This is a genomic window from Methylophilus sp. 14 (assembly GCF_015354345.1).
Classification (GTDB): domain Bacteria; phylum Pseudomonadota; class Gammaproteobacteria; order Burkholderiales; family Methylophilaceae; genus Methylophilus.
In genome coordinates this window covers 550,334-572,606 of the sequence record NZ_JADKYS010000002.1, presented here as the reverse complement: position 1 = coordinate 572,606, position 22,273 = coordinate 550,334, and the positions used below count along the sequence as shown (strand labels likewise).

21 protein-coding genes are annotated in these 22,273 nt (G+C 52.1%); 14 read left to right on the top strand and 7 right to left on the bottom strand.

Annotation, left to right across the window (positions count from 1 at the left end; genetic code table 11):
- Positions 1-30: 30 nt before the first annotated feature.
- Positions 31-723, top strand: coding sequence for an SDR family oxidoreductase (locus INP78_RS08040; RefSeq protein WP_194741645.1), 693 nt, complete (start codon positions 31-33; stop codon positions 721-723).
- Between the two features lie 370 nt (positions 724-1,093).
- Here the strand turns inward: INP78_RS08040 and INP78_RS08035 are convergent, their stop codons facing one another.
- Together INP78_RS08035 and INP78_RS08030 are read right to left on the bottom strand one after the other, a co-directional pair.
- Positions 1,094-2,239 carry a GNAT family N-acetyltransferase gene (locus INP78_RS08035; RefSeq protein WP_194741644.1) on the bottom strand — a complete coding sequence of 382 codons (1,146 nt, stop codon included), beginning with the start codon at positions 2,237-2,239 and terminating at the stop codon, positions 1,094-1,096.
- A 101-nt stretch (positions 2,240-2,340) separates the two neighbouring features.
- On the bottom strand, positions 2,341-2,919 hold the full coding sequence (locus INP78_RS08030; RefSeq protein WP_228522743.1) for an EF-hand domain-containing protein: 579 nt from the start codon (positions 2,917-2,919) through the stop codon (positions 2,341-2,343).
- 487 nt (positions 2,920-3,406) lie between these two features.
- Between INP78_RS08030 and ompR the strand changes: the two genes are divergently transcribed.
- A complete protein-coding gene (ompR, locus tag INP78_RS08025; protein ID WP_194741642.1) occupies positions 3,407-4,132 on the top strand; it encodes a two-component system response regulator OmpR in 726 nt (241 codons plus the stop codon).
- Between the two features lie 60 nt (positions 4,133-4,192).
- A complete protein-coding gene (locus tag INP78_RS08020; RefSeq protein WP_194741641.1) occupies positions 4,193-5,470 on the top strand; it encodes a sensor histidine kinase in 1,278 nt (425 codons plus the stop codon).
- Between the two features lies 1 nt (position 5,471).
- Here INP78_RS08020 and cysG read toward each other — a convergent pair whose 3' ends face one another.
- Complete coding sequence (gene cysG, locus INP78_RS08015) at positions 5,472-6,863, bottom strand: siroheme synthase CysG (RefSeq protein WP_194741640.1); 1,392 nt, start codon at positions 6,861-6,863, stop codon at positions 5,472-5,474.
- A 109-nt stretch (positions 6,864-6,972) separates the two neighbouring features.
- On the opposite strand from cysG, the gene miaB reads away from it, so the two are divergent.
- Positions 6,973-8,310, top strand: a complete 1,338-nt coding sequence (gene miaB / locus INP78_RS08010; protein WP_194741639.1) for a tRNA (N6-isopentenyl adenosine(37)-C2)-methylthiotransferase MiaB — start codon at positions 6,973-6,975, stop codon at positions 8,308-8,310.
- 2 nt (positions 8,311-8,312) lie between these two features.
- Complete coding sequence (locus INP78_RS08005) at positions 8,313-9,266, top strand: PhoH family protein (RefSeq protein WP_194741638.1); 954 nt, start codon at positions 8,313-8,315, stop codon at positions 9,264-9,266.
- 846 nt (positions 9,267-10,112) lie between these two features.
- Here the strand turns inward: INP78_RS08005 and INP78_RS08000 are convergent.
- On the bottom strand, positions 10,113-10,733 hold the full coding sequence (locus INP78_RS08000) for a glutathione S-transferase (RefSeq protein WP_194741637.1): 621 nt from the start codon (positions 10,731-10,733) through the stop codon (positions 10,113-10,115).
- Positions 10,733-11,749 carry a quinone-dependent dihydroorotate dehydrogenase gene (locus INP78_RS07995; protein WP_194741636.1) on the bottom strand — a complete coding sequence of 339 codons (1,017 nt, stop codon included), beginning with the start codon at positions 11,747-11,749 and terminating at the stop codon, positions 10,733-10,735. Before INP78_RS07995 ends, INP78_RS08000 begins: the two co-directional genes overlap by 1 nt.
- 168 nt (positions 11,750-11,917) lie before the next feature.
- Here INP78_RS07995 and INP78_RS07990 point away from each other — a divergent pair, with 168 nt between their 5' ends.
- Positions 11,918-12,043, top strand: a complete 126-nt coding sequence (locus INP78_RS07990; RefSeq protein WP_194741635.1) for a DUF3149 domain-containing protein — start codon at positions 11,918-11,920, stop codon at positions 12,041-12,043.
- A 57-nt stretch (positions 12,044-12,100) separates the two neighbouring features.
- On the opposite strand, the gene INP78_RS07985 is transcribed toward INP78_RS07990, so the two are convergent.
- Entirely contained in the window at positions 12,101-15,970 is a 3,870-nt protein-coding gene (locus INP78_RS07985) for a DUF3683 domain-containing protein (protein WP_194741634.1), read from the bottom strand.
- A gap of 95 nt (positions 15,971-16,065) precedes the next feature.
- Between INP78_RS07985 and INP78_RS07980 the strand changes: the two genes are divergently transcribed.
- Genes INP78_RS07980 through INP78_RS07970 form a run of 3 tightly spaced genes read left to right on the top strand, consistent with a single transcriptional unit; the run spans position 16,066 to position 17,728 of the window.
- Positions 16,066-16,572, top strand: coding sequence for a peroxiredoxin (locus tag INP78_RS07980; protein ID WP_194741633.1), 507 nt, complete (start codon positions 16,066-16,068; stop codon positions 16,570-16,572).
- Positions 16,573-16,983: a CopD family protein gene (locus tag INP78_RS07975; RefSeq protein WP_194741632.1), complete on the top strand. Its 411-nt coding sequence runs from the start codon at positions 16,573-16,575 to the stop codon at positions 16,981-16,983. It abuts the gene before it with no gap.
- Between the two features lie 4 nt (positions 16,984-16,987).
- Complete coding sequence (locus tag INP78_RS07970; RefSeq protein WP_194741631.1) at positions 16,988-17,728, top strand: hypothetical protein; 741 nt, start codon at positions 16,988-16,990, stop codon at positions 17,726-17,728.
- Positions 17,729-17,782: 54 nt separating this feature from the next.
- On the opposite strand, the gene INP78_RS07965 is transcribed toward INP78_RS07970, so the two are convergent.
- A complete protein-coding gene (locus INP78_RS07965) occupies positions 17,783-18,280 on the bottom strand; it encodes an SRPBCC family protein (RefSeq protein ID WP_194741630.1) in 498 nt (165 codons plus the stop codon).
- 150 nt (positions 18,281-18,430) lie between these two features.
- Here INP78_RS07965 and INP78_RS07960 point away from each other — a divergent pair, with 150 nt between their 5' ends.
- The 5 genes from INP78_RS07960 (at position 18,431) to INP78_RS07940 (ending at position 22,272) form a co-directional block, all read left to right on the top strand.
- Positions 18,431-18,997, top strand: coding sequence for a TetR/AcrR family transcriptional regulator (locus INP78_RS07960; RefSeq protein ID WP_194741629.1), 567 nt, complete (start codon positions 18,431-18,433; stop codon positions 18,995-18,997).
- Between the two features lie 85 nt (positions 18,998-19,082).
- Positions 19,083-20,051 carry a carbohydrate kinase family protein gene (locus INP78_RS07955; RefSeq protein WP_194741628.1) on the top strand — a complete coding sequence of 323 codons (969 nt, stop codon included), beginning with the start codon at positions 19,083-19,085 and terminating at the stop codon, positions 20,049-20,051.
- 30 nt (positions 20,052-20,081) lie between these two features.
- A complete protein-coding gene (locus tag INP78_RS07950; RefSeq protein ID WP_194741627.1) occupies positions 20,082-20,540 on the top strand; it encodes a glycine zipper 2TM domain-containing protein in 459 nt (152 codons plus the stop codon).
- Between the two features lie 177 nt (positions 20,541-20,717).
- Positions 20,718-21,506, top strand: coding sequence for a GNAT family N-acetyltransferase (locus INP78_RS07945; RefSeq protein WP_194741626.1), 789 nt, complete (start codon positions 20,718-20,720; stop codon positions 21,504-21,506).
- 16 nt (positions 21,507-21,522) lie between these two features.
- Entirely contained in the window at positions 21,523-22,272 is a 750-nt protein-coding gene (locus tag INP78_RS07940; protein ID WP_194741625.1) for a 1-acyl-sn-glycerol-3-phosphate acyltransferase, read from the top strand.
- Position 22,273: the final 1 nt, after the last annotated feature.

The following is a 22,273-nucleotide window of genomic DNA, read 5'->3' as shown; positions in this document are numbered from 1 at the left end:
TTCAATGGATTCAAGAAAACGAGGCAAATAATGACGACACAAACGATTTTAATCACAGGTGCCAACCGTGGTATTGGGTTGGAATATGTCAAACAATATGCCGAAAGCGGTCAACAGGTATATGCCACCGTGCGCGACCCGGCCAAGGCAACCGCGCTGCAACAATTGGCGGCCAAACACACGAACATCCAGGTATTGGCGCTGGACGTAAGCGATGTGAGCGCCATTCGTGATCTGGCGGGGCAGTTATCGGCACTCACAATCGATATTCTCATCAGCAATGCGGGCACTTACCCTGACAGCGCATTCGGTAAAACCGACCCACAGGCCTGGTTACACGCATTTCAGGTCAATACACTCACCACTTACTATCTTGCAGAAGCCTTTTTACCGCAACTACGCCGTGCCAACCAGGCGAAATTGATCGCCATGACCAGCAAAATGGGCAGCATAGAAGACAATGGCAGCGGAGGGGAATATATTTACCGCAGCAGCAAAACTGCCTTGAATATGGTGGTAAAAAGCCTGGCGCTAGACCTGCGCGAATTCAATATCAAGGTGGCAGCTTTGCACCCGGGCTGGGTGCGTACGGATATGGGTGGGCCGAATGGATTGATTGATACGGGAACCAGTGTGCGTGGGTTACGGCTGGTGATTGAGGGGTTAAACAGTGCGCAATCGGGGGAGTTTATTGCTTATGATGGGAAAAGGATTCCTTGGTGATTTGTTGTGAGTGATATTGCCTTTCGCCTGTAGGCGAGTTACTTTTCTTTGCTTGCACAAAGAATAAGTAACCAAAAGAAATGCACCCCAGCTTCCGCTTGATTCCTGCGTTGCTCGTCAAAGCGGGCGTCCATCGAAACTCGCCCTGACAAGCCACACAAAGCATGGCTTGTTGCGGAACTCGGACAGCCGATGGCCGAATACACCCACTTCGCCTGCGCTACTCGGCGCGGCAGATGGGGCCCATAAGCAGTGCCAACGTCATTGCTCTTAAGCAGCTTGCCAAAATTGCCCTCCCTGTTTACCTACTTATCTGCGGCTAAAACCAATGCGCCTTTATCGGCGTGCATCTGCGTTCATCGGCGGCCAATTAAGCTTTATAAGGACTACGCTCCTCCAGCTCATCCACATAGTCCTGCATGGTGCTCGCTTCGCGAGCCAAAAAGCGTGCCACGCTCTGGTGAAAATCGGGGTGGCTTAGCCAGTGATAAGAGCAGGTCGTGTAAGGGGTGAAACCGCGTGCCAGTTTGTGTATGCCTTGTGCGCCACCTTCAAAATAGCGGATGCCGTGGCTGATACAGAACAGTTGCGGCTGGTAGTAACATAACTCGAAATGCAGGCACGAAATATCGCGCAGGCTGCCCCAATAACGGCCATACAAGGTGTCATCACCCCAAATACAGACACTGGCTGCGACATCTTCACCATCTTGTGCAGCAATAAACAGCCTGAACTGTTCAGGCATGTCACGGCTGATTTGCTCAAAGAATGCCAATGATAAATAAGGGCTGCTGCCATGCCGGTGATAGGTATTGCAATAGCATTGATACAACAACGCGAGCTCTGCCGGGCTGACGTCATGCCCGCTCAGTACGCGGCAATGCACGCCTTGCTGGGCGACCTTGTTGCGCTCCTGACGTATTTTTTTACGTTTGTCGCGGCTGAGCGCGGCTAAAAAAGCCTCCCAATCGGCGTAACAAGGATTCTCCCAGCGAAACTGCACGCCATGCCGACGCAAGCCATCTGCTTCGGCGCATGCATGTGCCGAAGTCGTATCCGGGAACAACACATGCAGCCCCGACCAGGCCTGTGCCTGACAGACGTCACGCATTTGCGACAACATCGCCGTTGCCAAAACCTGCGGCTCAGCGCAATCAGGGTGGATTAACAGCCTGGGCCCGGTGACCGGCGAGAAAGGAATGGCTGAAATCAGCTTGGGATAATATTGGCCGCCCGCCTGTTCATAAGCATCGGCCCATGACCAGTCAAACACATATTCGCCATAGGAGTGAGTTTTAATATAACAAGGCGCCACAGCAAGCAGTTGCTCGCCATTAAACACGGCTAAATGATAGGGAATCCAGCCCGTTTGATGATCCACGGCTGCCGACAACTCGAATGCCCGCAAAAACCGGTAATCCAGCATAGGGTGAGATCCGGCCAATGCCTGCCAGGCCACGGCGGGGATATCCTTTAAGCCGCGATACCAGACAAACGATAATTGGCTGATATCCATATGGCGTTAAGCACCGATGAGACGCAGATAAGAAAAAAGACACGCCGGGGCTGAGGTTGGCATGTAGATAGACATAGAACAGCGGCTTAGCCAGAATATTGTTAGCTAGGGCGTTTGCGTATGACCGAAACGTCTTTGCCGGTGGAGTTCACCGTACTGTTGGCAGGAATCACTGCAGAAGCAGGTTTTGATTTATTTTTTGATTTATCGTTATCGGAATCAGACACGATGGCTTGCTGTGCCTGAGTTTTCGCCTCAGCTTCGCGCTGCCGCTCCACCATCTGCGCATATGCATTTTCCAGCTCATCCAGAGTGATGACGCCATTGCCATCAAGATCAACGTAAGAGAAGTGTCGCGCGACCTGCGGCAAACAGAGCGTGGCTTCTTCGCGATCCAGCGAGTCATCGTTGTCGCGGTTACACTCATTAAATCGCTGGGAAATACTGTCGTGCATCACCTTGCGCTTTTGCAGCATGAGTTGGTGATCAGGGTCGGTGTTACGGGCATAATCAGACAGTGCCTTGCGCAAACGCGCACGGTCTTCAGGACTGAAATTATGTTCCAGGGTTTTGGAGAGGCCCGCATCATCATTATCGACCATGCGATTATCCGTCAGCCGAATAGGTAACTTAAGGTCGGCAGACACAGGCGATGCCAGCAACATGGTCGTTGTTAGCAAAAAAACCTCTTTCAAATGTTTGTTCGCTTTACACATCCACATCCAAACGTAATACCTTCATTCTTGTTTCACTAATTCTTGCTTCACTTAAAGCTTTTTGAAACACAAGCTTTTGAAAAACACTTTTTTCAAGTAGAACCAAGCACGATTAACATGACAGATATTGCCTGACTTTAAAATCAGGCTGCCTAACATAACGCAACTCTGGTCGCGGCATCAACTGATTTAACAAAAAATAGCGATTCTTTCATCGCCATTACTGTCAATTTCAGGCAGTCATCTTGCAACAGGATTGTAAATGCAATATTTCATCCCCCGCGCTATTTGTAACCAAGTTGTAACCACCCCACTTCATGCAAGATACTGCTTGGAGTATAATAATAAAGATAAGTTTTATGGCTGAGCCGTTTTAGCATTTGCTGTCAGGTCATCCTGATCACGGCCAGACGCGTTAACAAAACGCACGCTTCTGTGTAAAAAGGTACGTATGGCAGAACAGTTAAAAAAAATATTGATGGTTGATGATGATTTGCGTATGCGCGAACTTTTACAGCGCTACCTGACTGAACAGGGATTCAATATCAAATCCGTTTCCGATGGCAAAGAGCTGGACAAAGCCATGTCTGCCGAAAGCTTTGACCTGCTGATTCTAGACCTGATGTTGCCTGGCGAAGATGGCCTGGCCATTTGCCGCCGCCTGCGGGGTGCCAACCATATGACGCCGATTATCATGCTGACCGCACGTGGCGATGAAGTTGACCGCATCGTTGGCCTGGAAATGGGGGCTGACGACTACCTGCCTAAACCGTTTAATCCACGTGAATTACTGGCCAGGATTAATGCCGTATTGCGTCGCCATGAAATCACCCCTAAACAGGCGGTTGAAGAAAAAAGTGCTGCGTTCCAGTTTGGTGAATTTGTGTTTGACATCAACACACGCAGCCTGACTAAGAATGGCGCACCGATCACCATTACCAGTGGCGAATTCACCTTATTAAAAGTATTTACCGAGCATCCGCGCCAGCCCTTGTCGCGTGACCGCCTGATGCAACTGGCACGTGGCCGCGAACTGGATGTATTCGACCGCAGTATTGATGTGCAAGTATCACGCTTGCGCCGCATTATCGAGCCAGATCCGGCACATCCACGCTACCTGCAAACCATGTGGGGCTTTGGTTATGTGTTTATTCCAGATGGCGAAGCGCCGCAATAAGCGCCTTGCCTAAGCCTCATTCACGTGCGCTTACTGCCTCGCCGACTGCTGTCCCGCATCATGTTACTGATTGCCATTTTGTTGGCCGTCAGTATCTATGCCTCGCTCAAAATCTTTGATTATTTTGACCGCGAACCACGCGCAACAGCGGCTGCCTTGCAGGCAGTCACCATCGTCAACTACACCCGCGCCTCGCTCATTGCCTCCCATGAAAATCGGCGCCTGGCCTTGCTATCAGAACTGTCCGGCCGTGAAGGCGTGCGCGTTTATGCGGCAGACTTCCTCGAAGACATTGAGCCGCTGCCGCTAGACCCGTTTATCAACCTGGTCGCGCAAAAAATCCGTGAGCGCCTGGGTGAAGAAACCATTATCACCGTCAATCATTACGACATTCCCGGCCTCTGGATCAGCTTTAATGTCGGCCAGGATGACTTCTGGGTGGTGATTCCCAAAATCCAGGTTGACCGCCCTTTCCCCTGGCATTGGCTGGGCTGGGCTGCCGTGGTGGGCTTGCTGTCACTGGTCGGCGCCTACCTGCTGACTGCGCGCATTAATCGCCCACTCACTATGCTGGTGCATGCAGCCCAGCGTTTGCGCAATGGCGAACCAGCGCCCAAACTGCCGGAAGACAGCGTGGAGGAGTTGCGCGAAGTGACGCATACTTTTAACGAAATGGCCGAATCACTGGCGCGACTAGATGCCGAGCGCACCTTGTTATTGGCGGGGGTGTCGCATGATATCCGTACGCCTTTGGCACGCTTGCGGCTGGCGGTAGAAATGTTGCCGCCTGATGCTGACTATATGAAACACGGCATGATTGAAGATATTTCCGACATGGACAATATCATTCACCAGTTCCTGGATTTTGTGCGAGGCGTGGAAGGTGAGCCCACCCGTATGATGGACATCAACGACTTGTTACATGCGCTGGCTGAGCGTCAACGCCGTGCAGGACGTGAGTTAAAAGTATCCCTGGGGCCTAAATATTTTATTCCTATCCGGCCGCTGGCCATGCAGCGCTTGCTCGACAACCTGGTCGGCAATGCCTACAACTACGGCAAAGGCAAAGTGGAAGTACGCAGCCAAGTCATGGCAGACAAGATCGTCATCAGTGTGCTCGACAACGGCCCCGGCATCCCGCCCGAGCACGCGGAGCGTTTGTTGCGCCCGTTTGAACGCATGGACAGCGCCCGCAACAAATATGAAGGCGGCAGCGGCTTGGGGCTGGCGATTTGCAACCGCATTGCTACCCTGCATGGCGGCCAGTTGGCGCTCCTTAACCGTAGCGAAGGCGGCCTGGAAGCCAGATTATCACTCCCAATCTTACCTAACGCCTGATTTATTCGCCGTCTGGCGTAAACCAGTTCAAACGTGAGCGTAGCTGCACAACTTCACCAATAATGGTCAGGCTCGGTGGCTTCAACCCGGCTGCAGCCACATCAGCTGCCAGGTTTTTCAAGGTCGATTCCACCACACGTTGCTTCTGCGTCGTGCCTTGCTGAATCACCGCTGCAGGCATCTCAGGCGGCACGCCTTGCGCAATCAGTTTGGCACAGATCTGCTCCAGCCCCACCAAGCCCATGTAAATCACCACCGTCTGCCTCGGGCGTGCCATGGCTTGCCAATCCAGGTCTATGGTGCCGTCTTTGAGGTGGCCGGTAATAAACAAACAGGCTTGCGCATAATCCCTGTGTGTGAGCGGAATACCCGCATAACTCGACACGCCATTGGCGGCTGTGATGCCGGGCACCACTTGGAACGGCACACCGCGCTGCATCAGGGTTTCAATCTCTTCGCCACCGCGGCCAAAAATAAACGGGTCACCGCCTTTGAGGCGCAATACACGCTTGCCCTCCAGCGCCAACCTGGCCAGCAACTGGTTAATTTCCTCTTGCGGCAACGTATGCTGGTCGCGTGATTTACCGACATAAATCAGCTCCGCATCACGGCGCACCAACTCCATCACCTCTTTGCTGACGAGTTTGTCATAGACACAAACATCGCATTGCTGCATCAGGCGTAAGGCCCTGAACGTTAACAAATCAGGATCCCCAGGGCCGCCGCCCACCAGATACACTTCGCCGCGTGTGGGCGCATCTTCGCTTTGGCTCAACAACTCGCCCAACAACTCACGCGCCGCCTGCTCCTGACCAGACAATACGCGCTCAACCAAGGGCCCGTTAAGCACATCCTCCCAAAAACGGCGGCGGGCAGGCATATTGCTGAATTTGGCTTTGACCTGCTCGCGAAACTCACCTGCAATCGCCGCAATCCGGCCGTAGGCCGCAGGTAACATGGTTTCAATCTTGCTGCGGATATGCCGCGCCAATACCGGCGCATTGCCTTCACTGGAGACCGCAATCACTACCGGGCTACGGTCTATGATAGAGCCCATGGTAAACGTACATAATGCAGGCGCATCGACCACATTGACCGGGATATTCAAGCGTTTGGCGGCAACAGACACAGCTTCATTCACAGCCTCATCATCGGTGGCTGCAATCACCAGGCAAGCACTGGTCAGTTGCTCAGGCTGAAACTCAGCCTGCACATACTGAATCTCGCCCTGCTCAAACAACACGCGCAATTCATCACACAAAACAGGTGAAATCACCGTCACCTGACCTTGCGCCTTGCGCAGCATCAGCACCTTGCGTGTCGCCACATCACCGCCGCCAATGACGATACACAGGCGTTGCGCAATATTGAAAAAAATCGGTAAGGCTTGCATGAAACAACGCTCAATTGAAAGATGCCTATTTTACCGCAGTCGCCAAGCGCGCTGGGGTTTCATCTGCAAATACGCTAAAATACTGTTTTTGTGAGAAATTTAGCGTGCAATGAAGCAGGACAGCGGTAAAAAGATATTCATTAAATCGTTTGGTTGCCAGATGAACGAATACGATGCGTCACGCATGGTGGACTTGATGCGTGAGCATGACGGCATGACCCAGACCGACAATATGGAAGAAGCCGATGTCATCCTGCTCAACACCTGCTCGGTACGCGAAAAAGCTGAAGAAAAAGTATTCAGTCATCTGGGCCGCATGATTCCGCTCAAAGAGAAAAACCCCAACCTGGTGATTGGCGTCGGTGGTTGCGTGGCCAGCCAGGAAGGCGACGCCATTATCAAACGCGCACCTTATGTGGACGTGGTTTTCGGCCCGCAAACCCTGCATCGCCTGCCAGACCTGATTAAAGCCAAACAGACCGAAAACAAGCCGCAAGTCGACATCACTTTCCCCGAGATTGAAAAGTTTGACCACTTGCCGCCACCACGCATCGAAGGCGCGACTGCTTTTTTAAGCATCATGGAAGGCTGCAGCAAATATTGCAGCTTTTGCGTGGTGCCTTACACCCGTGGCGAGGAGTTCTCGCGCCCATTTGAAGACATCCTGACCGAAGCCATCCAACTGGCTGAACAAGGCGTCAAAGAAATCACGCTGCTGGGACAAAACGTCAACGCCTACCGCGTGCAGTATCAAGGCATAGAGGCCGACCTGGCCATGCTGATTGAAACGGTGGCCGAGATTCCGCAAATCGAGCGCATCCGCTATACCACTAGCCATCCCAACGAGATGAACGAGCGCCTGATTGCCTGCCATGCCAATGTGCCCAAACTGGCGAATCAATTACATTTACCAGTCCAAGCTGGCAGCGACCGTATTTTGATGGCGATGAAACGCAACTACACGGCATTGCAATACAAAGGCCTGATCCGAAAACTCAAAGCCGCCAACCCGCAATTAACGATTACCAGCGACATCATTGTCGGTTTCCCGGGCGAAACCGAAAAGGACTTTCAGGCGACGCTCAAACTCATGCGCGACGTGGGCTTTGATTACAGCTTTAGCTTTTTGTATAGCCCGCGCCCGGGCACGCCAGCCAGCTACCTGCCTGACGAAACCCCGCAAGCCGACAAAGCGGCCTGGCTCAAGCAACTGCAAACTGAAAACGAAACCAATGGCGATGCCATTAGTCGCGCCATGTTAGGCACGGTGCAACGTGTGCTGATTGACGGCCCGTCATGGAAAGATCCTAGCCTGCTGGCCGGGAAAACCGACAACGGCCGTGTCGTGGATATTGCCGCCGATGCGCGTTTTATCCACCAGATGGTGCAGGTCAAAATCACCGACGTCTACAACCCCCATCGCCTGGTTGGCGAAATTGTGAATTAAGCATGGAAATTACATTAAGCCCTGAAGACAACCTGATGCTGGCCAACTTATGTGGCCCGCTGGACGAGAACATCCGCCAGTTAGCGAACGGCCTGGACATTGATATCAACCGTCGCGGCAGCACGTTTTACCTGAGCGGTACGCAAACCAATATGCGTTTGGCCGCACAAATGCTGGAAAACTTTTACGCACGCGCCAAAAAACCCATCGAGCTCGAAGATATTCAACTGGGCCTGGTAGAAATCGACAAACTCAAACCCGAAGAAGTCGCCAGCAGTAACATGCCGACACTCATGACGCGGCGCGGCGACTTGCATGGCCGTACGCCGCGCCAAGTCAGTTATTTGCAACAGATTCAAGACCACGACATCACGTTTGGTATCGGCCCTGCCGGTACTGGTAAAACTTACCTGGCCGTCGCCAGCGCTGTGGATGCCATGACGCGCGACCGCGTGAAAAGAATCGTGTTAGTCCGCCCAGCGGTCGAAGCCGGTGAGCGCCTAGGCTTTTTGCCGGGCGACTTGAACCAAAAAGTCGACCCCTACCTGCGCCCGTTGTATGACGCGCTGTATGACCTGGCAGGCTATGACACCGTGAACAAAATGTTTGAACGCGGTGCGATTGAAGTCGCCCCGCTCGCTTATATGCGTGGCCGCACCTTGAACCAGAGCTTTATTATTCTGGACGAAGCGCAAAACACTACGCCAGAGCAGATGAAGATGTTTTTAACCCGCATTGGCTTTGGCACCAAAGCCGTCATTACCGGCGACGTGACGCAGATCGACTTGCAGCGTCACCAGAAAAGCGGCTTGGTAGAAGCGCAGAAGATTCTCAAGGATGTGAAGGGGATTGCCTTTACCCAGTTTATGTCGCAGGACGTGGTGAGACATCCGTTAGTGCAGAAGATTATTAATGCCTATGAGAAATTTGAGCAAACGGCGCAGAAAAGTGACTGATCACTTTTAAGGCTGGTGCGCCAGCCAACTCAAAACCTCTGGATGATGTTGGAAAAACAACTCTTCTAATCTTTAGGTGTCGTGCGTTTAAGCATCATTTTGTTTCGCCTGTTGGCGAGTCACTTTCTGGTGCTTGTCCCCCAGAAAGTAACCAAAGAGGACGACACCCAGCCATCACGGCCTTCGGCTCCCTTGCGTTGCTCAGCCTAGGACTTTCGTCCGATGCTTTGCTGGACTTAGGCATAAGCCGTTCACGAAACTCGCCCTAGCAGCTTGCACAATACGCAAGCTGCCGCGGAGCTCAAACAGTCGCTCCCTCTTCTCTTATTTTGTCTCCGCTACTCAGCGTGATGGAATGGGATTCTTCTCATTTAAGCAGCACAACTACAGTTTGGACGGTTAAAAACCAGATTCATTTTTTCTTCAATTCGCTAATGATTGCAGTCGTATGGTGTTCGGGGTCCCCATCTGCCGCGCCGAGCAACGCAGGATTGGCGGGAGCAGTCGGCCATCGGCTGTTCGAGTTCCGCGGTGGCTTGCGCAGTGTGCAAGCCGCTAGGGCGAGTTTCGATGGCCGCCCGGCAAGCCGAGTAGCACAGGAAATAAGCGGAAGCTGGGGTGCATTTCTTTTGGTTACTTGTTCTTTGGGCAAGCAAAGAAAAGTAACTCGCTGAAAAAGCGAAAAGCAATCTCCCAACCAACCACAAAATCCGCGTGGGCATCCATGCCCACCCTACGACGGGACTCCGGCCGACGCCGGAATGACGAGAGTCGCCCAAAAAGCGGAAGGAGACCTCACAAAAAAGAATAACCTTTTATTGCAATCAACCAAGCCTGAATCTTGGCCTACGCAGTCATCTCGGTATAAGTAGGAAATTTCTGCATAATCTCTGCAAACAAAGGGCTTTCCAACCACCCCTCCAACCAAGCCCGCAATCGTGGATAAGCACTCCCCGAAAACCACTCTCCATTCACCGCTGCAAACTGGCGGATAAACGGAAAAATCGCCACATCGGCCACACTGGCAGAATCACCCAACAAAAAACGATGTTGCTGCAAAGCAGTTTCTAGCACTTGCAAAAACTGCTCGCCTTGCTGGCGGTAAACCAATTGCGCTTGCTCCGGGTAACGCTCTGGGTATTTATAGCGGTCGAGGGCTTTTTTAAACTCACCATCATTGATACTAATGAAGTGATTAACGGCTTCACCGTCAGCATGCAACCAGCCTTGTGGATCACGCTGCGCTAATGCCCATTGCATAATATCCAGGCTTTGCTCCAGCACCGTGCCATCTGGCAGTTGCAAGACTGGCACCGTGCCTTTAGGGGAAATTTGCAATAAATGCGCAGGTTTGTCACGCAATGACACTTCACGCACTTCAAGCTGGACTTGCGCTACCCATAGGGCCATACGGGCACGCATGGCATATGGGCAACGGCGGTAGGAGTAAAGAATAGGCAATGCCATTAGAGCAGTGCTTTGCGGCAATCCTTGATCAGTTGTGGACCTTTATAAATCAGGCCACTGTAAAGCTGCACCAGGCTGGCCCCTGCGGCTATTTTTTCTTTGGCATCGTCGCCATTTAAAATGCCACCTACACCAATAATCGGCAAACTGCCTTGCAGTGACGCCGCCAGGGTTTGAATCACGCGTGTAGAGCCTGCTTTCACTGGCGCGCCAGATAAGCCACCCGTCTCTTCCGCATTTTTTAAACCTGCCACAGCGTCACGTGCCAGCGTGGTGTTGGTAGCGATAACGCCATCTAGGCGGTGTTGCATGAGTAGCTCAGCAATCTCCTGCACTTGCTCAACGGTCAAATCTGGTGCAATTTTGAGCGCGACAGGCACATATTTGCCATGCACTTGCGACAGGATTTTTTGTTCGGATTTAAGCGTAGCCAGCAATTGGCCAAGTGCATCTTTTTCTTGCAAGGCGCGCAGGTTCTTGGTGTTGGGTGAAGAGATATTCACCGTGATATAGCTGGCATGGCTATACACTTTGCGCATACAGGTCAGGTAATCCTCAGCGGCTCGGTCGTTGGGCGTATCAAAGTTTTTACCAATATTAATGCCGAGAATGCCTTTAAACTTGCTGGCTTTTACGTTCTGGATCAGTTGATCCACCCCCAGGTTATTAAAGCCAAAGCGGTTAATAATGGCCTGCGCTTCTGGTAAACGAAACAGGCGCGGCTTTGGGTTGCCTGGTTGCGCGCGTGGCGTGACGGTGCCGACCTCAATAAACCCGAAGCCTAGCGCTGCCATACCATCAATCACGGCGGCATTTTTGTCCAGGCCTGCGGCCAAACCGACCGGATTAGGAAAAGTCAGCCCCATCACTTGCGTCGGTTGCTCAGGCAAACGGCCTGCAGCCAATGCCAGCAGCCCCAATTTTTCAGCACGCTTGAGTGATTGCAAAGTCAGGTCGTGCGCCTGTTCTGCATCCAGTTGAAATAGCAGCGGTTTAAGCAGCGGGTAAATATTCATACGTCACTTTTCCTGAATCTTTTTTTAATGCCTGGCAACGGTCGCTTATTTCAGCGCTTGTTGCCTGCATCACTTTTGCGTTACATCAAAAACCATGTTGATCATAGGGTTCAAAATATTCCTCAGATGCATTGCTTGCCAGATAACTAGCTTACAGGAGGAAACCCCATGAAAATTTTGATTGATTTGTTATCTACTGACTATGGTTTGATGAGTTTTATCGTGATTGCCATTATTTTTGTGGTCATGACCTGGGCAGGCATTTATGTCTACCTAAAGGCACGCCAGCAATAAGTAGCCGACACGGCACGACCACTAACACAAACCCCGCTTGCGCGGGGTTTGTGTTGTTTACAGCAGCACTTTTTCAATGCCGCCGTTATTGGCTTGCTGGATATAATTTTCCATCCAGTTTTCACCCAGCACATGCTTGGCCATTTCCACCACAATGTAGTCGGCTTCAATACCAGTGTCATCACCGTAGCGTGACAAGCCTTGCAGGCAGCTTGGGCAAGAGGTCAGGATTTTGACTGGCTGCTCAGGGGCACCCACGGTCAGGCCCATTTTCTCCATGCCTTTTTCCAGCTCTTCCTGCTTGCGGAATTTGACCTGGGTGGCAATGTCAGGACGCGCTGCGGCAAAAGTACCGGACTCACCGCAGCAACGGTCATTCAGCGCCACGTCCGTGCCCATGAGCTTGTTAGTGACTTCCATCGGCTTGTAGGTCTTCATCGGCGAATGGCAAGGGTCGTGGTACATATACCGTGTGCCGGTGACGCCTTGCAGACGCATGTCTTTTTCCATCAGGTATTCGTGGATATCGAGCAAGCGGCAGCCCGGGAAGATCTTCTCGAACTCGTATTTCTGCAACTGATCCATACAAGTCCCGCAAGACACAATCACCGTTTTAATATCCAGGTAATTGAGTGTATTGGCGACACGGTGGAACAGCACGCGGTTATCCGCCGTAATCTCTTGGCCTTTGTCGTGGTTGCCAGACGCGGTTTGCGGGTAACCGCAGCACAGATAGCCTGGTGGCAATACGGTGATCGCGCCGACTTCGTACAGCATGGCTTGCGTGGCCAGGCCGACGTTAGAGAACAAGCGCTCGGAACCGCAGCCTGGGAAATAGAACACGGCTTCCGAATCCTCGGTCACCTTTTGCGGATTCCGAATGACCGGAATCATGGTGTCATCTTCCACGCCCAGCATCGCACGCGAGGTCCTGGACTGCATCTTCTTCGGCATCGGGCGATTAATAAAGTGAATCACCTGCGCCTTGATTTCAGGCTTGCCTACGGTCGCTGGCGGCGCTTTCTTGTCCTTGAGCAGACCAAACTTTTTGGCCAGGCTATTGGCTACGTTAATGGCCTTGTAGCCCATGCCTATCATGGTGCCGCGCAGCAATTTAATCGTCGCCGGATCTTTGGCGTTGAGGTACAGCATCCCTGCCGCAGTACCAGGGTTGAATTTCTTTTTACCCTGTTCGCGCAGGAAGTTGCGCATCTTCACTGACACATCACCAAAGTCGATATTGACCGGGCATGGCTTCTCGCAGCGATGGCAGACCGTGCAATGGTCAGCGACATCGTTGAACTCATCAAAATGCTTGAGTGAAATGCCGCGACGCGTCTGCTCTTCGTATAAGAAGGCTTCGATTAGCAGCGAAGTACCCAGAATCTTGTTACGTGGTGAGTAAAGCAGGTTCGCACGTGGCACATGGGTAGAGCACACAGGCTTACATTTACCGCAACGCAAGCAGTCAGAAATATCATCCGCAATCTCGCCGATGGCAGATTGCTCCATGATGATGGACTCTTGTTCCAGCAAGCCAAAGCTCGGCGTGTAGGCATTTTCCAGCCCGGAACCAGCCATCAGCTTGCCCTTGTTAAAGCGACCTTCCGGGTCTACTTTGGCTTTGTATTTGGCAAACGTATCAATGGTCGCCTGATCCAAAAACTCCATTTTGGTGATACCAATGCCGTGCTCACCTGAGATCACGCCATTGAGGCTACGTGCCAGATCCATCACCCGTGCCACCGCGGCGTGCGCATCTTGCATCATGCCGTAGTCGTCAGAGTTGACCGGGATATTGGTATGCACGTTACCGTCACCGGCGTGCATGTGCAGCGCGATAAATACGCGGCTCTTCAATACGGTTTTTTGGATTTCGTCCAGTTTATCCAGAATCTTCTGGAATTCGCGACCCGCAAAAATATCGGCCATCGGGCGCTTGAGTTCACGCTTCCAGGACACGCGCAAATCGTAAGACTGCACGGCGCGGAACACATTGTCGTATTGCGTAAACGCTTTGCCCAACTCGCCCAACACCGCTACAGGCTCATCAAGCGTGTTTAACAACAAACGCCATTTGGCACGTACATCGCGCAATAATTGCAGCGCAATATTCTGCTTGGATTTCACACCTTCAGGGTCGGCGTTACCGTCTTCGTCCGGCTGCAATGGCAGGTCGCCAGACACAAACGCTTCCAGTTCATCGACCAGGCGCAGTTTGTTATTGATGGAGAGCTCGATGTTAATGCGCTCAATGCCATCAGAGTATTCGCCCAGGCGTGGCAACGGAATCACCACGTCTTCGTTGATTTTAAAGGCGTTAGTGTGACGCGCAATCGCCGCCGTGCGTGAACGGTCTAACCAGAATTTTTTACGCGCCTCAGCCGAGACGGCAATAAAGCCTTCACCGTTACGCGCGTTACACATACGCACCACGGCAGACGCCACTTCACCGACAGCGTTTTCGTCATCAGAAGCGATATCGCACAACAACACCATTTTCGGGCGTTGCTGACGTGCAGCCTTGGTCGCGTAACCCACGGCCTTCACATAGCGCTCATCCATGTGCTCCAGGCCAGCCATGATCACGGCCGGATCTTGTTTGGCCGTGGCATCCAGGTAGTCTTTGATTTCAACAATGGCAGGTACGGCATGCGACACATTGCCGAAAAATTCCAGCGCAATGGTACGCACATGCTTGGGCATGCGATGCAGAATAAAGGTGGCTGACGTAATCAGGCCATCACAACCTTCTTTTTGCACGCCAGGCAAACCAGACAAAAACTTGTCAGTCACGTCTTTACCCAGGCCGACTTTACGGAAGCTAGGACCAGGAATTTCGAGAATCTCTGGCTCGGACAGCAGGTTCTTGAAATCAATGTCGTAGCGGCTGATTTTAAAGCGCGCCAGGTCGATGTCGTGAATCTTGCCCAGGTTATGGTCCAGGCGCTCCACTTCCAGCCAGGTCGCATCTGGCGTCACCATGCGCCATGAGGCGAGGTTATCCAGCGCGGTGCCCCACAGCACAGCTTTTTTACCACCGGCGTTCATGGCGACGTTACCGCCAATGCAACAGGCATCCGCAGAGGTTGGGTCGCAGGCAAATTCCAATCCGGCCGCAGTGGCGGCGTCCATGGCGCGGCGTGTCACCACCCCGGCGCCACACTCAATGGTGGCCACCTGGCGTGAGACGCCAGGCAAGGTGCGCATTTGCACGCCGGTGTGCTGATCCAGTTTTTCGGTATTGATGACGGCAGACAAAGGCGTCAACGGCACGGCGCCACCGGTATAACCAGTACCGCCGCCACGCGGGATAATAGTTAAGCCTAATTCGATACACGCACGCACCAGGTAGGAAATTTCGGCTTCTGTATCCGGGTTAATCACCACAAACGGATACTCGACACGCCAGTCGGTCGCGTCGGTCACATGTGATACACGTGCCAGACCATCAAACTGCACATTATCTTTGCGCGTAAACTTGGTCAGTTTGGCCAGGGCTTTTTTACGCAAATCGGCGGTTTGCTTGAAGTCTTCAGCAAATTTCTCTACCGCTTTGGTCGCCGCAGTCACCAGCTTCTGCACTTTGTCGTTACCGCTACTGCGTTCATCAATCGCAGAAATTCGGTGATACAAGGCCTCGATCAGGGCTTTGCGGCGCTTGGGATTCTCCAGCAAGTCATCTTGCAGGTAGGGGTTGCGGGAAACCACCCACAGATCGCCCAGCACCTCAAACAGCATGCGTGCACTACGTCCCGTTTTGCGCTCAGCGCGCAAGGCATTCAAAATGCCCCAAATTTCTTCCCCCAGAAACCGAATGACAATTTCGCGGTCTGAGAATGAAGTATAGTTGTACGGAATTTCGCGTAAACGCGTGAGAGGAGTAGAATTGTGCTTTAACAAATCTGCGTTAACAGGTGCGTTCATTGATAATTTATCAAAAACAAAAGCTAATTATACCACGCCACATTCGGCACAAACACGGTACAACGGCTAGGGTTTTTGAGTAATCAGGTTTTAAGATGTCTACATTCAAATCCAAATGTAAAAAATGGGTAGTTCCACTGGTCGCATTAGCCTTGTTTGCGGGCCTGGCAGTCGCGGTGATGCAAAAGCCACAAGCCCCCGAAGTCACATTCACCACTTTAAATGGTGAAAAAATCAGCATGCAATCCCTGCGTGGCAAAACTGTACTGGTCAATTTCTGGGCCACAGACTGCCCTGGCTGCATCAAGGAAATGCCAGAATTGATCGACACTTACCAGCAATACAAAGACAAAAACCTGGTCGTCATTGCCGTCGCCATGCCTTACGATCCACCCGCACAAGTTGCCAACTACACCAAAGAAAAAGCACTGCCTTTTAACGTCATGCACGACGGTTACGGCGAAATGGTGAAGGCGTTTGGCGAGGTCAACCTCACCCCGACGACCTTTATTTTTGACGCCCAGGGCAACCGCGTGCAAAAAACCATAGGCGAACTCAACTTCCCCGAGCTGCGTAAACTACTCAACCAGAAAGCCAGCTAAATGTTGTGGGTGAAAGCGTTTCATCTCATTTTTGTCACCAGCTGGTTTGCCGGGCTGTTTTACCTGCCGCGCATTTACGTCAACCTGGCGATGGAGCAAGACCCGCAAGCCCAGGCACGCCTGCTACTGATGGCGCACAAACTCTACCGGTTTATGCAGCCACTGATGTTGCTAGCCTTGGCATTTGGGATTTGGTTATGGCTAGGTTACGGCTTCAAGGGCGGCTGGCTGCATGCAAAACTGACCCTGGTGGCGTTACTGATAGGCTACCACCACGCCTGCGGCAGCCTGTTGAAAAAATTCAGCGCGCAGCAAAACCGCCGCAGCCATGTCTGGTTCCGCTGGTTTAACGAAGTCCCGGTACTGATTCTATTTGCCGTCGTCATCCTGGTTGTGACCAAACCGTTCTAAGCACATGCTGGACGCATTGCTGCAATCCGAATGGCTGATCCGCATGCTGGACAAATCCGGCAAGCAGGCCGCACACAGGTTGCTGGCAGTGTTCAGCATTCTCGACGACCTGCTGTCCAGCCCGATAGTGCAAGCGCCACCCGAGACGACAGTCCCCCTCAATCCGCCAGACAGACTACAACATTACCTGAGCACCCAGGCACAACTTGCAGGGGCAAGACTGCCGGACATGCTGGCTAACCAGTTGTATTTCATGGCACTCAGTGCCTGCCAGGAAAAACTGCGACATCCGCAATCCAGCGCCCTGCAACACGCCAGGCAAGCCGCGCAGGCACTAGTGGATGTACAAACCAGGCGCGAGATCAACTGGCTAGCTATCCGCAATTATGGCTTGGTGATGGCGACATTATTTTTTGGCCTCATAGGTGGCTATTACTGGCATATGCAATTTGCAGAGTCGCCTGCAATACAAACGGTGGAAATCTCGCCGCCGCCCAACCCGCTATCTCTCGAAGCCAGCCCGTCCGAAACCGCTGCCATTTACAGTCGCCTGGAAACCATGAAACACGGTGACTGCCGCTTGCTGGAGGCTATTCAACTGCCAGAACGACTGAAAAGCATCTATATCGAAAACATCATCAACGGCCACGTCACCACCAATCGCGACGAACAAGTACTCGTCAACCAGTTGCTCGACCAGGTGAAATGCAATTACACGCCCAAGCTGATGGTGAACTCCAAATAAAAAAGCCGTCGCAATCACGACGGCTTGATGAGCACAACTTACAATGACTGGATATTACTGGAACACTGTTTTCAGCTGGTTCAAACCACCATCGTAAACACCCTTGATGGCATCAGAAGCAGCCTTTTCATCGGCCGGTGCTTTAGGCAAGAAATGGCTTTCCCACACTACCACAGACTTGCCATCGCCATTGCTATGCACACTCACGGTAGAGGCATACTCATTCACTGGCAAGACGCCATCGGTGATTTTGTAAGAATAGCTTTTGGCTTTGGCGTTATAGGCGGTCAATGTTTCGTTGATTTTTCCGCCATCTTTCAAGGTTAATACGCGCTTGGCACCTGCTTTGTTGTTTTTACCGGACACAATCTCGGTTTTTGCCACCGCCGGATGCCAAGCACCCAAGTCACCAAAGTCAGCGACCTTTTTCCAGACGACATCTACCGGCTGATTCAACTCAACCGACTTGACCACAAATAACGGCTCTGCCGCAAATACACTGCCTGCCGCAGCCAATAATGTTGCTAATACCAATGATTGTAGTTGACGCATGATGCTCTCCTGTTGTGATTGATTGACGATAAAACTATACTATACGGTATAGTATATTTAACATGATAATAAAAAGGAAATCAATAGGATTTATTCCTTGCGCCGCGGCTTATCTCTATACAAGACTGTATAGAGTGCTATAATCAAAACATGAATACTTTAAAGCAAAAGATTCTTCAGGTTTCCACTGACCTGTTTCAGACGCGTGGCATCAACTCCACCGGCGTGGATACGATTGTGGCCGTGGCCGGCACCACCAAAATGACGCTTTACAAGTATTTTGAAACCAAGGAAGAACTGATTCTGGCCGTGTTGCAGCAAAGCCATCAGGACTTTCAAAACTGGATGAATGAAAAACTGGGCGGCCTGGGTGGCAGCCCGAATGAAAAAATCCAGAAACTGTTTGAATTCATTGAGGAATGGGTGACTTCACCCTCCTTCACCGGCATTGCCTTCATTAAGGCCTCAGCAGAATTCCCTAACGAAGAAAACCGCATACACCAGCTGTCTTCACAGCAATCACGCGAGTTTCGCCAATTTATTACCAAGCTGGCGCAAGATGCGAATATTAAAGATGCCGAAGGCCTGGCGCTGCAACTATCCATCCTGTTTGAAGGCGCCGTGCAAGCCGAGCAAATCAAGCGAGGCTCCGGTGCCATCAAATCGGCTAAAAAAGCCGCCAAAACCTTAATCGACATTGCCATTAAACAATCTTGAGCCTAATCAGGCCGCAATCACTTGCCAGCAGCCAGTCTGGCGGCAATAATAGCCTCACTTTCAATTAAAGACTTTAAGCTGATTCATGAACATTCTTATTTGCGGTTCACTGGCCTACGATACCATCATGGTGTTTCCTGACCAATTTAAAAACCATATCCTGGCAGACAAAATTCACAAGCTCAGTGTGGCCTTCTTAGTGCCTGAAATGCGCCGTGAATTTGGTGGCACCGCAGGCAATATTGGCTACAACCTGCAATTGCTGGAAGGCCAGCCACACATCATGGCCACTGTGGGGGATGACTTTGCACCCTACCAGGCCTGGCTGGAGCAAAACAATATTGATCCACGACATATCACCACCGTGGCAGGCACTTACACCGCGCAAGCGTTTATCACCACCGATATGGACGACAACCAGATCACCGCCTTTCACCCAGGCGCCATGCAGCATGCGCACGCCAACAGCGTGAATGATGCGCGGGATATCAGGCTGGCGATCATTGCGCCCGATGGCCGCGATGCCATGTTCCAGCATGCCAAAGAATGCCACGATGCCGGTATTCCATTTATGTTTGACCCCGGCCAGGGCTTGCCGATGTTTAATGGCGAAGAGCTGCTGCACTTTATTGACATGGCCGACTACCTGGCGGTGAACGATTACGAGTCACAAGTCATCCAAGACAAAACAGGACTATCATTAGAGCAACTGGCGGGCAAAGTGAAAGCACTGATCGTGACCCTGGGTAGCGAAGGTTCACATATTTATGCCGATGGTCAACGCCATGATATTCCGTGCGTTAAAGCAGAGGCTTTGGTAGACCCGACTGGCTGTGGTGATGCTTACCGCGCTGGCTTGTTATATGGCATTGTACGTGGTTGGGACTGGAAGGCCTGTGGCCGCTTGGCATCCACCATGGGGGCCATCAAGATTGCCAGCCGCGGCGGCCAGAACCACCAGCCAAGCAGAGCAGAAATTGAAAATATTTATAGCCATGCACTGGTGCAGGATGCGCTCAAAGAAGACCCATCCCTGCGCCAGCCTGCAAGCTAAATGATGTGCGTTAAACACTAGGAGAGAAAAATGACAACACGCGTATTAAAATGGATTGCAGTTGCAGTGATCACCGGGGTATTGGGTGCATGCGCCAGTTCAAACTCTGGCAATGTGTATTCACGGGACGAGGCACGCAAAGCACAAACCGTCAAAACCGGTGTCGTGGAAAGCGTACGCTCCGTGAAGCTGGAAGGCACAAAATCCCCCGTCGGTACGATTGCTGGTGGCGCTATTGGCGGGATCGCTGGTAGTTCTGTCGGTGGCGGCAAAGGCAGCGCGATTGCCGCAGTCATTGGCGCAGTGGCAGGCGGCCTGGCAGGTTCTGCCGCAGAGGAAGCGGTGACACGTAAAAATGCCTACGAAATCACTGTGAAGCTGGATGGTGGTGGTTTGGTCGCCATTGTGCAGGAAGCGGACGAGCAATTTAATGCGGGCGACCGTGTGCGTATTGTTGAAAACGGCGGCACTTCACGCGTTTCACACTAAGCATCAGTTGTTTCATTTAAAAGAGCGGCCAGGTGCCGCTCTTTTTATTTGTTCAATCTAGATTTGCTTGCCAGTATGCATCTCCCTGTCGCCGTCACACAACTGTCACACCAACGTCACCAATCATTCATGTGACACTCCTAATATCACGCTAAACCTCAACCAAGGAGTTGCGTGATGTTAGAACGCCAGCTGCAAGAACACGGCACATACCAGGCAGAGATTCAATCGCCAGCCAATCCCTCCCGTCAACCAGCCTCATCGCTGAGTGTGGCACTGGCCACCAGCGCAGAAGAAATCATGGAGGCGCAACGCCTGCGCTACCAAGTGTTTGCTGAAGAAATGGGCGCACAAATCAAAGGCCAGCAAGGGCTGGATGTGGATGGCTTTGATGCATTTTGCGACCATTTGCTGGTACGCGACGATACCACCCAGCAAGTGGTCGGCACTTATCGTATCTTAAACCCGATGCAAGCCATGCTGGCCGGGGGATATTACTCTGCTGGGGAGTTTGACTTAAGTCGCCTGGCGCCATTAAGCGACCGCACGGTAGAAGTCGGTCGCGCCTGTGTACACGCTGACTACCGCAGTGGCGGCACCATTACCATGCTGTGGGCTGGCCTGGCCAAGTACATGATGGCGCGCCAGTATGAATATATGATCGGTTGCGCCAGCATCTCCATGCATGACGGCGGCCACACCGCGGCATCATTGTTTAACAGCCTGCGTGACGACTATTTGTCGCCAGCAGAATACCGCGTCTTCCCACACAATCCATTGCCAATTGACGCACTGGACCAATCACTGACCGTCACCTGCCCACCACTGGTCAAAGGGTATTTGCGACTGGGCGCTTATATTTGTGGCGAACCAGCCTGGGACCCGGCTTTTAATACCGCAGATATGCTGGTATTGTTACCCTTGTCTCGAATGAATCCCAGATATGCTGCGCATTTCTTGAAATAACTTGCCACACACTTCAATGATCGTTCGCGGGTGGCGCATCACCCGCATTCTCATCCATGTACTGACTGGTGTTACATTAGCCGCCCTTGTGTTGCCGGTATGCAATCGCTGGATGCGGCTCGGGCTGATTCAATGGTGGTGCAAACGCCTGTTGCATTGCTTTAACCTGCGCGTCACCACCAGCGGCGAGTTGCCTGATATCCGCACCCACGGCGTGCTGTTTGTCGCCAACCACATTTCCTGGTCAGATATTCATGCGATTAACAGCATTATCCCAGTACGCTTTGTTGCCAAAATGGAGATTAAAGACTGGCCCATATTTGGTTACCTGGTCAGAAAGTCGGGCACCATTTTTATCAACCGCACGCGCAACCGCGATGCCGCGCGCGTGGTGAATATTTGCAGCCATGCGCTCAAGTTAAATGACAATCTGTGCGTGTTTCCGGAAGGCACCACCACCGAGGGCCTGAGTGTGCTGCCGTTTAAAAGCAGCCTGATTCAGGCGGCCATTGAAGCGAATACGGCAATTGTGCCGGTAGCAATTCACTACCCCCTGCCTGACGGCCAACCCAACCTGGAGGCCGCCTACGCAGGCGATACCACGCTCATAGACTCGATGAGCACCTACCTGAATATGCAGCAACCCACCGTGCACTTGCACTTTGGCACGCCCATTGCGGCCAGTGGCCAAACACGGCAACAACTGGCGCAACAGGCCCATGCCCAGATTACGGCCAGCCTAGCCAGCCATCAACCGCGACAATGAT